Source organism: Streptomyces sp. NPDC018964 (assembly GCF_044390325.1).
In the GTDB taxonomy this organism is placed as follows: domain Bacteria; phylum Actinomycetota; class Actinomycetes; order Streptomycetales; family Streptomycetaceae; genus Streptomyces.
Genome location: NZ_JBIRYZ010000006.1, coordinates 154,588 through 167,237, shown reverse-complemented (window position 1 = coordinate 167,237; position 12,650 = coordinate 154,588). Strand labels below are relative to the sequence as shown.

Annotated in this window: 12 protein-coding genes; 5 read left to right on the top strand and 7 right to left on the bottom strand. The window is 73.8% G+C overall.

Annotation, left to right across the window (positions count from 1 at the left end; genetic code table 11):
* Positions 1–22 precede the first annotated feature (22 nt).
* From ACH5AO_RS12465 to ACH5AO_RS12455, 3 genes are all read right to left on the bottom strand, one after another.
* Entirely contained in the window at positions 23–1,384 is a 1,362-nt protein-coding gene (locus tag ACH5AO_RS12465) for an FtsW/RodA/SpoVE family cell cycle protein (RefSeq protein ID WP_398924205.1), read from the bottom strand.
* 43 nt (positions 1,385–1,427) lie between these two features.
* Positions 1,428–2,375, bottom strand: a complete 948-nt coding sequence (locus ACH5AO_RS12460) for an SH3 domain-containing protein (protein WP_398924204.1) — start codon at positions 2,373–2,375, stop codon at positions 1,428–1,430.
* A gap of 116 nt (positions 2,376–2,491) precedes the next feature.
* Positions 2,492–2,998, bottom strand: a complete 507-nt coding sequence (locus ACH5AO_RS12455; RefSeq protein WP_398924203.1) for a dual specificity protein phosphatase family protein — start codon at positions 2,996–2,998, stop codon at positions 2,492–2,494.
* Positions 2,999–3,098: 100 nt separating this feature from the next.
* Between ACH5AO_RS12455 and ACH5AO_RS12450 the strand changes: the two genes are divergently transcribed.
* Both ACH5AO_RS12450 and ACH5AO_RS12445 read left to right on the top strand, forming a co-directional pair.
* Positions 3,099–3,902, top strand: a complete 804-nt coding sequence (locus tag ACH5AO_RS12450; RefSeq protein ID WP_398924202.1) for a nuclease-related domain-containing protein — start codon at positions 3,099–3,101, stop codon at positions 3,900–3,902.
* A 210-nt stretch (positions 3,903–4,112) separates the two neighbouring features.
* On the top strand, positions 4,113–5,180 hold the full coding sequence (locus ACH5AO_RS12445; protein WP_398924201.1) for a Ku protein: 1,068 nt from the start codon (positions 4,113–4,115) through the stop codon (positions 5,178–5,180).
* Between the two features lie 150 nt (positions 5,181–5,330).
* Here ACH5AO_RS12445 and ACH5AO_RS12440 read toward each other — a convergent pair whose 3' ends face one another.
* On the bottom strand, positions 5,331–7,046 hold the full coding sequence (locus ACH5AO_RS12440; protein WP_398924411.1) for a transglycosylase domain-containing protein: 1,716 nt from the start codon (positions 7,044–7,046) through the stop codon (positions 5,331–5,333).
* Positions 7,043–8,191, bottom strand: a complete 1,149-nt coding sequence (locus ACH5AO_RS12435; protein WP_398924200.1) for a sigma factor-like helix-turn-helix DNA-binding protein — start codon at positions 8,189–8,191, stop codon at positions 7,043–7,045. The genes ACH5AO_RS12440 and ACH5AO_RS12435 overlap by 4 nt, the downstream gene beginning before the upstream one ends.
* A gap of 146 nt (positions 8,192–8,337) precedes the next feature.
* Between ACH5AO_RS12435 and ACH5AO_RS12430 the strand changes: the two genes are divergently transcribed.
* The gene (locus tag ACH5AO_RS12430) at positions 8,338–8,853 is read left to right on the top strand and encodes a SigE family RNA polymerase sigma factor (RefSeq protein ID WP_398924199.1); all 516 of its coding nucleotides are present in this window, start codon (positions 8,338–8,340) and stop codon (positions 8,851–8,853) included.
* Positions 8,843–9,634 carry a hypothetical protein gene (locus tag ACH5AO_RS12425; RefSeq protein WP_398924198.1) on the top strand — a complete coding sequence of 264 codons (792 nt, stop codon included), beginning with the start codon at positions 8,843–8,845 and terminating at the stop codon, positions 9,632–9,634. Before ACH5AO_RS12430 ends, ACH5AO_RS12425 begins: the two co-directional genes overlap by 11 nt.
* A gap of 124 nt (positions 9,635–9,758) precedes the next feature.
* Here ACH5AO_RS12425 and ACH5AO_RS12420 read toward each other — a convergent pair whose 3' ends face one another.
* Positions 9,759–9,980, bottom strand: a complete 222-nt coding sequence (locus ACH5AO_RS12420; RefSeq protein WP_398924197.1) for a CarD family transcriptional regulator — start codon at positions 9,978–9,980, stop codon at positions 9,759–9,761.
* A 231-nt stretch (positions 9,981–10,211) separates the two neighbouring features.
* Between ACH5AO_RS12420 and ACH5AO_RS12415 the strand changes: the two genes are divergently transcribed.
* Entirely contained in the window at positions 10,212–10,790 is a 579-nt protein-coding gene (locus tag ACH5AO_RS12415; RefSeq protein ID WP_398924196.1) for a Dps family protein, read from the top strand.
* A gap of 146 nt (positions 10,791–10,936) precedes the next feature.
* Here the strand turns inward: ACH5AO_RS12415 and ACH5AO_RS12410 are convergent, their stop codons facing one another.
* Positions 10,937–12,514 carry an SDR family oxidoreductase gene (locus ACH5AO_RS12410; protein WP_398924195.1) on the bottom strand — a complete coding sequence of 526 codons (1,578 nt, stop codon included), beginning with the start codon at positions 12,512–12,514 and terminating at the stop codon, positions 10,937–10,939.
* Positions 12,515–12,650: the final 136 nt, after the last annotated feature.

Sequence of the window (12,650 nt, the reverse complement as noted above, 5' to 3'; positions counted from 1 at the left end):
CCGCCGCGCCGGACGTCGTGGTTCACCGGACGGCACCCCCGCCGCCCTGCCGCCGCGCGGAGTCGCTCAGCCGGACCAGCAGCGCCACGATCGCCCAGTTGGTCACCACCGACGAGCCGCCCTGCGCCAGGAACGGCATCGCCATCCCGGTCAGCGGGATCAGCCCGGTCACCCCTCCCGCGATCACGAACACCTGGAGCGCCACGAGCGAGGCGAGCCCCACCGCGAGCAGTTGTCCGAAGGGGTCGCGCAGGGCCAGCCCCGCCCGGTAGCCGCGCTCCACCAGCAGCCCGTAGAGCAGGATGATCGCGGACAGTCCGGCCAGGCCCAGCTCCTCACCGGCCGTCGCCAGGATGAAGTCGGACTTGACCGCGAAGCCGATGAGCACCGAGTGTCCGAGCCCGAGCCCGGTGCCGAGCGTCCCGCCCTCCGCGAAGGCGAACAGGGACTGGGCGATCTGGTTCGGGCCCTCGCCCGCCTCGATGGAGTCGAACGGGTGCAGCCAGGTCTCGATCCTGTGGTGCACGTGCGGTTCCAGCCGGCCCACCGCCACCGCACCCAGCGAGGCCAGCAGCAGCCCCACCCCGATCCAGCCCGTGCGGCCGGTGGCGACGTACAGCAGGACCACGAACAGACCGAAGAACAGCAGCGAGGTGCCGAGGTCCCGCTCCAGCACCAGCACGCCCACGCTGACCAGCCAGACCGCGACGATCGGTCCGAGCACCCGCCCGGTGGGCAGTTGCAGGCGCCAGACCCGGCGGCCGGCGTAGGTGAGGGCGCTCCGGTTCGCGGCGAGGTACGCGGCGAAGAAGACCGCCAGCAGCACCTTCGCGAACTCGCCGGGCTGGATGGAGAACCCGGCGACCCGGATCCAGATCCGGGCCCCGTTCACCGCCGGGAAGAGGATCGGTACCGTCAGCAGGACCAGCGCGGTGGTGACGCAGACGTAGGTGTACTTGCGCAGCACCCGGTGGTCGCGCAGCACCAGGACGACCGCGATGAACAGCGCCACGCCCAGCGTCGACCAGACCAGCTGGGTCGGGGCCGCCGGATCGCCCGGCGTCTCCAGGTCGAGCCGGTAGATCAGCACCAGGCCGAGGCCGTTGAGCAGCACCCCGATGGGGAGCAGCACCGGGTCGGCGCACGGGGCGCGCCGGCGCACCGCCAGATGGGCGACCAGCGCGAGCGCGCCGAGCCCGGCGCCGTAACCGGCGGCGCCGGGCGGGACGGTGCCGTTCCTGGCGAGGCCGACGGCGCAGTAGCCGTACACCGACAGCAGGACGGCCAGGACGATCAGGGTGAGTTCGACGCCACGGCGTCCGGTGAGGCGGACGGCGGGTACGGGCGGATCCGCCGTCGCCAGGGTGATACCGGCCTTGCTCATGTCCGGAACTTAACCGAATGGGGCGCCTTGCGTGCTTTGCTCGTCAGCACCAGCGTGGCGCGGGACCGATGTTGTCGATGTGGGCGGCCGGGCCCCACGCCCAGGTGCCGTCCGTGAGGAGGTACCAGAGCGGGTTGCCCTCCACCCTGTCGCCCGGGACCTTGCAGAAGATCGAGACGACGTCGCCCTTGTGGGCGTACCGGATGATCTGCGAACCCCGGTTCGGGGCGCTGCGCAGGGGCAGGGACCCCGCCGTGACGACACCCCGGTACTCGCCCTGGTCGCCGTGGTTGCCGCCGGCCAGGTTGTCGAAGTCGCCGTTGCCGCCGACCTGCTGGTTTCCGTTGCCGCCTTGCTGGTTGCCGTTGCCGTTGAAGTTGCCGTTTCCGCCCTGCTGGTTTCCGTTTCCGCCCTGCTGCGGGCGGTTGTTTCCTCCGACCTGTTGGTTGAAGTTGCCGTTGCCACCGGCCTGGTTGTTGCCGTTGCCGTTGCCGCCCTGCTGGTTCGGGTTGCCGCCCTGCGGGTAGCCGTGGCCGCCTTGCTGGTTGCCGTTGCCACCGGCCTGGTTGTTGCCGTTGCCGCCTTGCTGGTTTCCGTTTCCGCCCGGCTGCGGGCGGTTGTTGCCGCCGGCCTGCTGGTTTCCGTTGCCACCCTGCTGGTTGTTGAAGTTGCCGTTTCCGCCCTGCGGGTAGCCGTAGCCGCCGGCCTGTTGGTTGAAGTTGCCGTTGCCGGCCTGCTGGTTGCCGTTGCCACCGGCCTGGTTGTTGCCGTTTCCGCCTGGCGGGTTGCCGTAGCCACCGGCCTGGTTGTTGAAATTGCCGTTGCCGTTTCCGTTGCCGCCCTGCTGGTTCCAGTACCACTGGCGGCCGCCCTGGTTCGGGTCGTCGGCGGCGACGGCGGGGGTGACGGTGGCCGCGACCGCGAGGGCCCCGGCGGCGAGAGTTATGGGCAGGCGACGGGCGAGCGGGGGGCGCGGGGGACGCAGGGACATGACAGTACCTCCACATGCGGTGAAACGGGTCGAAGGAGACTTATCGCCACACTAGAAGCGACCCTCCGCGCACGCCCGCCCTGCTGCGCCATCGGGGACGGCGCCACCCGCCCCGCCTACTCCGTCAGCTCCTCCAGCAGCCGCGCCGTGGGCAGCCCGGCACGGAGGTAGTCGACGAACAGGTCGTTGTGCAGGGCCCAGGACGAGCGGCGGGAGCGGATCAGCCGGATCGCCGCCTCGGCGGTCCGGCCCTGCCGCATCAGCGCGTGCGCGACCACCAGGCCCGACCGGTTGTACCCGTGGTAACAGCGCACGAGGACCGTACGGCCGCCTTCCAGTGCCTCGCACGCCGCCTCGGCCAGCCGGATCACGCCCGCGAGCTGCGTCCCGTCCAGCGGCCCGTCGGGGATCGGCCACACGTGGTGCTCGACCCCGGGATCCGGGCCGTGTCCGGGCAGCCGCAACAGCGTCTGCACAAGATCGAACTGCCGGTTCACCACGGCGAACTCCAGCCGGCCGGAAAGGCCCCGGAACTCGTGCCCGCCCATCCACAGGCCGGGCACGATCTCGTTCCACGGACTGTCCGGAGCCGGTACGTCGGGTTGCCTCCCGTGGGTACGCAACGGCGCCTCCCCGCCCTCACCGCCCAACTCCTCTCAAAGGTAACCGGCTTCTTGCCCCTGGAGCACCCCGCCTGTTCCCATGGACATGGGGTGATGGTGCATGGAGCGACTGCGCGTCATACCGACCTGGCGGTACGGCCGCGAAAGGCTGTACGTCTGCCTCCCGGACGGCAGGAACGTCGCCTGGTACGACCGTGAGACGGCCAGGGTGAACCTGCTCGGCGGGGACCACGAGGAGGACGTGCTCACCGCGCTGGGCCCCTTCCTCACCGGCCCGGTCTCGGTCGGCCCGCCCCCGGTTCCCACCCCCGCCGAGCTGGCGCGCCTGTCCCTGCACCCCGACGACGACCTCGCGCCGAACCGCCCCGGCGAGGCCCTGCTGGTCGACCTCGACCGCGTCCCCGGTCCGGCCCGCCGCCTCCGCCCCGACCCGCGCCGCAGGGCGCTCGCGGCGGAGCGGACGGTGGGCGAGGCCCTGGACCGCATGGACGGCGCCGGCTGGCACACCCTGCACTCGGTCCCGCTCCCCGGCGGCGACCGCATCCACCACCTGCTGATCGGCCCCGGCGGTCTGTACGCCGTCCACGCCCTGTACGCCCACCGGCAGCGGGTGACGGTCACCGACCCCCGGGTCGGCCTGGGCCGCCACGAACCGCGCCCCCTGCTGCGCAGGGTCCGGGCCGACGCCGACCGTGCCTCCTACGCCCTGACGGCCGAGGTCCGCCCGGTGCTCGTCCTGGTCGGCGCGTCGGCCGTGACGGTCCCGGTCCCGCCCCGCGGGGTGCGCGTCCTGACGGACGCCGACGTGGAGTCCCTGGCCCGTACGGGCGGAGTCCTGAAACCGGCCGACGTGGAGGCCCTGCACGCGATGGCCCGGGACCGGAACACCTGGGCCCGGCTGTGACCGGCCGGGGCCGCGGGGCGGCTCCTCTCGGCGTCACGGAGTGACCGGGGTCGCGGACTCCGGACCGGTCGGTGCGGCCCTTCCCCGGGACCGCCGGGGCGCGAGCCGTCGCCCCCCGGCCCGGTGAGGGGCATCATGGGAGGGACATCTCGCGCAGAACGCGACAAACGCCCCGACTGTGACCGGCGGGCGACCGGGGAGGTGCCGCACATGAGATCCATCTGGAACGGCGTGATCTCGTTCGGCCTGGTCAGAGTCCCGATCAAGCTCGTGAACGCCACCGAGAGCCACGCGGTCCCCTTCCGCGAGATCCACACGGAGGACGGCGGCCGGATCCGGCACCGCAAGTTCTGCGAGCTGGAGGACCGCGAGGTCACCCCCCAGGAGATCAGCAGGGGCTACGAGGAGGCGGACGGCACGATCATCCCGATCACCGACGAGGACCTGGCCCACCTGCCGATCCCCACCGCCAGGACGATCGAGATCGTCACCTTCGTCCCCGAGGACAGCATCGATCCGCTCCAGCTGGGCGCCGCGTACTACCTGGCGGCGGGCAGGGCACCGGCCGCCAGGCCGTACACGCTCCTGCGGGAGGCCCTGAAACGCGGCAACAGGGTGGCCATCGCGAAGTTCGCGCTGCGGGGCAGGGAACGCCTGGGCATGCTCCGCGTGGTCGGCGAGGCGATCGCCCTGCACGGACTGCTCTGGCCGGACGAGCTCCGGGCGCCCGAAGGGATCGCCCCCGCCGCGGACGTCACCCTCCACGACAAGGAGCTGAACCTCGCGGACGACCTGGTGGACGCCCTCAGCGGGGCCGGTCTGGAGGACCTGCGCGACGAGTACCGCGAGGCGGTGGAGGAGGTCGTCGCCGCCAAGATCTCCGGTGAGGCCCTGCCCGAGGTGCCCGAACCGGAGCGCGGCGTCGAGGTACTGGACCTGACGACGGCCCTGGAGCGGAGCGTCCGCGCGCTCCGCGGCGAGCCGGAGGAGGCCGGGACCGGGCGGTCGCCGCGACGCGGGACGTCCCGCTCGTCCCCCAAGGAGACCGGCGGCAGGAAGTCCACATCGACGGCGGAGAGGAAGACGGCGTCCCCGGCGCGGAAGTCGACGTCGAGGACGAGCCGCACCGAGCAGGGGACGACGGCGAGGAGCCCGGTGAAGAGCACCACCAAGAGCACGACGAGGAGCACGGCCAAGGGCACGGCCGGGAAGGCGCACACGGAGAAGACCCCGACGAAGGCGAAGAAGACGGCGGCGCCCCGCAAACGTTCGGCCTGACCCGCCACGGGGGCCGCCACCCGGAGCGTGCCCGAGGTGTCCCGTTCCGTCAGGCGGGCGACGGGAGACACCCCCGGCGATCCACGTGCGGCCCCTGCGGGCTGCCCGGCCGCCGGTCACCCGGCCGCGGCGAGCCGCACGCGCAAAACCTCACGAACCTCCTGCCAGCCCCCATATCTCCCCGGCCAGTTCCTCCGCGTACCCCCTCGGGGACGGCTCGTTCGGCAATTGCGCGGGCACGGTGGTGTTCTTCTTCGCGCCCGGCCGGTCGGCGAACAGCGCCACCGCCAGGGTGAGCCGGGAGTCGTACCCCACGGACCAGACGGTGCGCCGGGTGATCCCGCCCCCCGCCCCGGCGGTGAGGAACGCACCGTTCCCGTCCTCCCCGCCACCCGGACCGACCGCGAGGACGGGAGCGGCCTGCCCGCCGAAGCCCTGCCGCGCCCGGTCCGTCACCGCGAACACGCCCTTCCCGTCCAGCACCCGCCGGGTCTCCGGGCGCGCGGTGTGCACGGTCTTCCCCCCACGGGTGATCCGGGCCACCGTGCGGGGCTTCGCGTACACCCCGTCCGCCGCCACGGCCGCGTACGCCGAGGCCAGCCGCAGCGGTGTCGGCGCCGTGGACCCGTGCAGCCCGCGCAGCGGACCGCCGAGCCGGACACCGCCGAACGGATCGAGCACCGAGCCCGCCTCCACCGCCCCGCTCACCGCGTCGTTGAACGGCTGCCGGGCGTAGTCCGCCCCGCCGTACAGCACCCGCACCGCCCCGTCCCCCGGTTCGATCCCCACCACCGCCGTGTGCACCCGCACGCCGCCGTCGCCGGAGCCCTCCGCCCGCTCCTTCACCGACTCGGCGGTGGCGTCCTGCAACGCCAGGTCGAAGGTGGTGTGCACGGTGTAACCGCCGCGCGCCAGCTGGTCCCCGGTGATCCCGAGCCGGTCGGCGGCCTCCCGCGCGGCCACGTCGATCAGGTACTGCCGCTGCCCCTCCGTCCCGCCCGGCGGATAGAACCGGAACGCCGGGAAACGGGCGGCCGCCCGCTGCGCGCCCGTGATGTCACCGGCGGCCTCCATCGCGTCGAGCACCCACTCCCACCGGTCCCGGAGCCGCTCCGTCACCTTCGGGTCGGAGCCCGCCTTCTCGTAGTACGAGGGAATGTTGACGATCGACGCCAGCGCCGCGCCCTGGGAGACGGTGAGGTCCTCCGGCGCCACGTCGAAGTAGTTCCGGGCGGCGGCCCGGACACCGGCGGCGCCCCGGCCGAAGTACACGGTGTTGAGGTAGCCCTCCAGGATCTCGTCCTTGTCGCGCGTACGGTCGAGCTTGACGGCGATCAACGCCTCGCGCGCCTTGCGCGTCAGCGACCGTTCCGGGGTGAGCAGCGCGTTCTTCACGTACTGCTGCGTGATCGTGGAACCGCCCTGCGGGGCGCCGCCGGACACCGTGGCCCACACCGCGCGGGCGACGGCGCGCGGCGACACCCCGGTGTCCGTACGGAACGACCGGTTCTCCGCGGCGATCACCGCGTCCTGGACGTGCCGGGGCACCTGGGACAGCGGCACCTCCTGCCGGTCGACCGGACCGCGCCGGCCCAGGTAGGAGCCGCCGGCGTCGACGAAGACCGTGCTCTGCACGACGGTCTCGGGATGCGGCTCGGGGATGACGGTCAGCCGGTACGCGACCACGACGGCGCCGCAGACGAGGACGACGAGCGCGAGGCAGGTGACGAGCAGCCGCCGCAGCAGGCGTCCGCGGTTGCGGCGCAGACGGGTGCGGAAGGGCACGCGGGGACGGTCCGGGTTCCCGCGCGGGGCCCTGCGCGGGACCTTGAGCGGGAACCGGCCGGCGACCGTGGGCAGCCTCATGAGCGCCACGCCCCGACGGACACCGGCCGCACCACCGGGGGAGCGAGGTCCGACCGCGCCAGCACGTCACCGGACGCGTCGTACACGGTGACGGTCCCGGGACCGCCGACCGCGGTGTCCTCCGGGGGCGTCCTCGCGTACCACACCCCCCACCCCGGACTGCCCGCCAGCGTCAGGACGTTCGCGGTGACCGTCCTGCCGCCGACGCGGATCTCGACGCGGGCGGGATCGGCGTCCAGGCCGTGGTAGACGCCGGACCGGAAGTACGTCCCGTCGTCCAGCCGCTCGCCCTGCACGGAGACGTCCTGCACGGACCCGCCCTGGACGGAGCCGCCCTGCACGGAGGCGTCCCGGACGAAGCCGCCCGCCACGGCGCGCCCGAGCTTTCCGTCACTCGCCGGACGGAACCGGTTGCGTGCCCGCGGGGACGACCAGTGCTGCCCGTCCGGCGTCAGCCAGACCTCCACACCGGGAGCGGCGGCCACCCGCTCACCGGGGGCGACGACCCGCACCGGCCCGGGCTCGAAGCGGTCGGGCGCCTCCGGGGCCCCGCCGGATCCGTCGTCCCCGAGGGGACCGGCGGCGAGGACGGCCGGCGGGGCGAGCAGCAGGGCGCACCCGGCGGCGACCGCCCCCGCCCGCCGCCGGCGGCGCAGCGCGCCGTCCCGCAGGATGCCGTCGAGCGGAACGGCCGGCGGCACGAAACCGGCGAGCACCGCGGCGAACCCCGCCCGCCGGTCCCCGGCCGGGACGCGCTTCCCCTCGCGCCGCAGCACCGCGCGCACGGCCCCCACCGAACACCCCAGCACCTGCGCGATCTCGGCCTCGCCCAGCCCCTCCCAGTACCGCAGCACCAGTACCACCCGGCGCCGGCCGCCCGCACGGCGTGCCCGTCCGCGCAGATGCGCCCGGACCAGGGACCGCCGTACGTGGAAGTCGACGTCGTCGCGCGGGATCCGCCGCCACCGCGCGCACACCCGTACCAGCGCGCGCCGCGCCAGCTCCCCGGCGTCCCGCGCGTCCTCGGTGAGCAGCCGCGCGGTGACGACCAGCCGCGGCCAGCGGTCGTGCGCGTACCCGGCGAAGTCACCGTCCCCGGCCCGCACTTCGGGCGGGCGCGCCGGGCGGAGAGGGGAGTACGCCACGTCCGTGACGGCGGGCCGATGGATCCCGGCACCCGTGTTCAACGTCTTCCTCCAGGGGTGTGCTTCGATGTGCGCGACCTGCGGAACCTGTACGCATGGCGGGGGCGGCCGGGTTGCACGGGAAATCCGAGACACCGGTGGAGGGCATGACCGAGGAAGAGTTCGACGCTTTCTACGCGGCCGCGTTCCCCCGTCTGACCGGGCAGTTGTACGCCTTCACCGGGGACCTCGGCGAGGCCCAGGACGTGGTCCAGGAGGCGTTCGTACGGGCCTGGGACCGGCGTCGCGGACTGCTCGCCGACGAGGCGCCCGAGGCGTGGGTGCGCACCGTCGCCATGCGCCTCGCGGTGAGCCGCTGGCGCCGCGCGAGACGCTGGCTGGAACTGGTGCGGCGCACCCCGCCGCAGGAGACCACCCCCGGACCGGGCCCCGACCGCACCGCCCTGGTCACCGCGCTGCGCCAACTGCCCGAGCAGCAGCGCATGGCGATCGTCCTGCACCACCTGTGCGACCTCAGCGTCGAACAGGTAGCCTCCGAGACCGGTGCGCCCGTGGGAACGGTCAAGGCCAGACTGTCCCGCGGACGGGCGGCACTGGCCAGACACCTGGCGGTGGACGAGGCCGAGGAGCCGGCCTGGAGGGAGAGCGGCCGTGTCGGATGAACTCGCCGACGCCTTGCGCGAGTTGGCCGCACAGCACGAGGTCCCGCCGCGCGTCGGCGCCGCGGAGGTCCGCGACCGTGCCCGGCGCCGCTCCCGCCGCCGCAGGGCGAGCGCCGCGCTCGGCACGGCGGCCGCGGCGGTCTGCGCGCTGACGGCCGTCGCGTTCACCCTGCACACCGGGGACCCCGGCCGGGACGGCCGGCCCCCGGCGGCGGTGCCCGGGGCGCCCGCCCCGAGCGCGACGACCCCGGCCCCCACCCCCAGCCCCGCCCTCGCGGGCGTCCTGGACCTGGGCCGTCACACCCTCACGTTCGGCGAGCGCGTCCTGCGCGTCGAGTCACACTTCTTCCCCCGGTTCCCGTCCGCCAGCCGCATGACGGTGGTCGCCAAGGACGACCTCAGGACGCTGCGGCTCGAGAACGGCATCAAGCCCGGTACCGAGATCGAGATCCCGTACCTGGTGGAACTGCGCACCTCCGACCGGCAACCGGTCTACGCGGGCGTCCCCGCCTTCGACATCAAGGAGCTCGCCGCGCTCTCCACCGGGACGGGCTGGCTGGGCATGAGCGCCACGGACGCGAAGTGGTTCTACGCCCGGGTACGGGAGGGCGACCGCATCGAGATCACGTCGACGGCCACCCCGAGCACGGCCGCGACGTCCACCACGCCGACACAGGCGGAGACCCCCACCACGCCGACGCGGTCGGAGACGGCGACCGGCGCCCCGGGAGCCACGGACCTCGAAGCCGCGCCCCGTACGAGGGGAGGCACGGACGGCTGACCTCCGGCCGCACGGACGGCCGGGCGGGGCGGACGGCCCGGCGGGCCGCCGCCGACGTTTTCCGCGCGTACGAGACGGAGGACGGCGTACACCTCCGACGGGGAAACCTCCGGGCGCGGCGGTTCTAGAGCTTGGTCATCTTGGCGTACGGGCTCAGGATCCGCAGTTCCGCCGAGCCGAAATTCACGACCGCGGCGATCCCCTCCTCGATGCCGGTGACCCGGCCGAGGCCGTACATGTCGTGTGTGACCTGGTCGCCCACGGCGAACTGCTTGGGAGGCGGTGCGACCGGGGCCTTGAAGGGGCTGGTGGGCAGATGGCGTTTGGGCGCAGCAGACTTTGTCATTGCCCCCAGTATGCGCCCTCCGCGCCGGCCGGGGCCGGAGATGCGCCGGAACTCACGCGAACCCGTCCTTCCGGTGCGGCCCGGACCGCACGGGCCGGGGGCTTCGCCGCACCCCGGCCGTGCTGCTGCGAACCGGTGAGAGGGCGACGACAAGGCCGTGGCGTCCGGCGCCCTCGCGCGAAGCGGTGATTGTCTGCTCGTCCGTCATTCGACCGGACAAGGAGCCCTGCCGTGCCGTCAGAGCGTGCGGACATCTCGTACACCGTCCCGGGGATGGACACCCAGGACAGCCAGAACATCATCGAGGTGCTGCAGATGCGTCTGCACTCCCTCAACGACCTCCACCTGACGCTCAAGCACGCCCACTGGAACGTCGTCGGGCCGCACTTCATCGCCGTGCACGAGATGATCGACCCGCAGGTCGACAAGGTGCGCGCCATGACCGACGACCTCGCCGAGCGGATCTCCACACTCGGCGGCGAACCCAACGGGACTCCCGGGGCGCTGGTGGAGCGCCGCACCTGGGACGACTACTCGATCGGACGCGCCGAGGCCATCGAGCACCTCGGGGCGCTCGACCTCGTGTACACCTCGGTGATCGAGGACCACCGCGAGGCCGTGCGGGCCACCGAGACCTCCGACCCGGTCACCCAGGACATGCTCATCGGGCAGCTGCGGGACCTGGAACTCTTCCAGTGGTTCGTCCGCGCGCACCTGGAGTCCAGCGCCGGCAGGCTCAGCACCCGCGGCGCCACCACGGAGACCGGCGCCGCCGGCCAGGCGGCCGACCAGGCACGCGACCAGCCCTGACGGCGACCGGCCGGCCGCTCCCCACCGCGACCGCGGACGTGCGCGGAGCGGGCCGGCCCGTCGACGAGACCGATCGACGACTCCGGACAGCTGACCGCCGGCGCCGCGTCCGCGGCGGGACCCGTACGCCCCCCGGGCCGGAACGGCTAGTGACGGAAACCCCTGGCGGAGCCGGCGTGCCCGGTGGGGTCGGTCCGCGCCGCCCGCCCGCCGTACGCGCGCATGTCCTTGGCGGCGGCCCGCGCGATGTTGCGGGCCATGCCGCCGAAGACGACGGCGTGGAACGGCGAGACACTCCACCAGTAGGCGTGCCCCAGCAGACCCCGCGGATGGAACAGGGCGCGCTGGCGGTAGCGCGTACGACCGCCGGGGTCCGTCTCGGCGTACATCTCCAGCCAGGCGAGTCCGGGCAGCCGCATCTCGGCACGCAGCCGCAGCAGGCGCCCCGGCTCGATCTCCTCCACCCGCCAGAAGTCCAGGGAGTCACCGGCCCGCAGGCGCTCGGCGTCACGCCGCCCGCGGCGCAGGCCGACTCCGCCGACGAACCGGTCCAGCCAGCCCCGGACCGCCCAGGCCAGGGGGAAGGAGTACCAGCCGTTGTCGCCGCCGATGCCCTCGATGACCTTCCACAGCGACGCGCGGGACGCGTCGACCGGAAGCTGCCGTTCGTCCCGGTAGAGGCTGCCGCCGGCCCAGTCCGGGTCGGTGGGCAGCGGGTCGCTGGGGGCGCCGGGCACGGCGGCGGACGACCAACGGGTGGCCACCTGGGCGTCCCGTACCCTGCGCAGCGCGAGGGCCAGCGCCTCGTCGAAGGGCAGCGGCGAGCCGGGAGGGTCGGGCACGTACCGGGCGATGTCGTGCTCGTGGCAGACCACCTCGTGGCGCAGGGACTCGGTCAGCGGCCGGGCGATGGAGGCGGGCACCGGGGTGACGAGCCCCACCCAGTGGCTCGACAGCCCCGGCGTGAGCACCGGCACCGGCAGGACGAACCGCCGCCGCAGCCCGGCGACGACGGCGTACCGGCTCATCATCTCCCGGTAGGTCAGGACGTCCGGCCCGCCGATGTCGAAGGCCCGGTCGACGTCGGGCGGCATGGTCGCCGAGCCGACGAGGTAGCGCAGGACGTCGCGGACCCCGATCGGCTGGGTCCGCGTGTGCACCCAGCTGGGGGTCACCATCACGGGCAGGCGCTCGGTGAGGTAGCGCAGCATCTCGAACGAGGCCGACCCCGACCCGATGACGACCGCCGCCCGCAGCACCGTCGCCGGCACCGGGGCGTCGAGGAAGATGCGCCCCACCTCGGCCCTGGACCGCAGATGGGGGGAGAGGGACCCCTCGGGCACGCCCTTCGGGGTGAGCCCGCCCAGGTAGACGATCCGCCGCACACCGGCGGCGTGCGCCTGCTCGGCGAAAATCCGGGCGGCGCGCCGGTCCGTGTCCTCGAAACCGGAACCGGAACCGAGGGCGTGCACCAGGTAGTAGGCCACGTCGACCCCGCGCATCGCCCCGGCGACGGAGGCGGCCTCCGTGACATCGCCCCGGACGGTCTCGACCTCCCCGGCCCAGGGATGGTCGCGGAGCTTGCCGGGGGAGCGGGCCAGGCACCGGACCCGGTGACCGGCCTCCAGCAACTCCGGCACCAGCCGCCCACCGATGTAACCGGAGGCCCCGGTGACCAGGCAGCGCAGCCGCTCGCCCGTTCGCTGTCCGTCCTCGTCCGCCACGGGTGCTCCTCTCCCGCGCACAGGCGCGGTCCGACCTTCCACCTTCCGCTGTGTCCGATGATGGGCGCGACGGCGTGACCGTGCCTGTCGTACCGCCCGGCCGACGACCGACGGGCGCTCTCCCCCGACGACCGTC

Bases quoted from the DNA above. Each gene is read 5' to 3' on its own strand.
- ACH5AO_RS12465 (WP_398924205.1), bottom strand. From the start codon at position 1,384: ATGAGCAAGGCCGGTATCACCCTGGCGACGGCGGATCCGCCCGTACCC.
- ACH5AO_RS12460 (WP_398924204.1), bottom strand. From the start codon at position 2,375: ATGTCCCTGCGTCCCCCGCGCCCCCCGCTCGCCCGTCGCCTGCCCATA.
- ACH5AO_RS12450 (WP_398924202.1), top strand. From the start codon at position 3,099: ATGGAGCGACTGCGCGTCATACCGACCTGGCGGTACGGCCGCGAAAGG.
- ACH5AO_RS12445 (WP_398924201.1), top strand. From the start codon at position 4,113: ATGAGATCCATCTGGAACGGCGTGATCTCGTTCGGCCTGGTCAGAGTC.
- ACH5AO_RS12440 (WP_398924411.1), bottom strand. From the start codon at position 7,046: ATGAGGCTGCCCACGGTCGCCGGCCGGTTCCCGCTCAAGGTCCCGCGC.
- ACH5AO_RS12430 (WP_398924199.1), top strand. From the start codon at position 8,338: ATGACCGAGGAAGAGTTCGACGCTTTCTACGCGGCCGCGTTCCCCCGT.
- ACH5AO_RS12420 (WP_398924197.1), bottom strand. From the start codon at position 9,980: ATGACAAAGTCTGCTGCGCCCAAACGCCATCTGCCCACCAGCCCCTTC.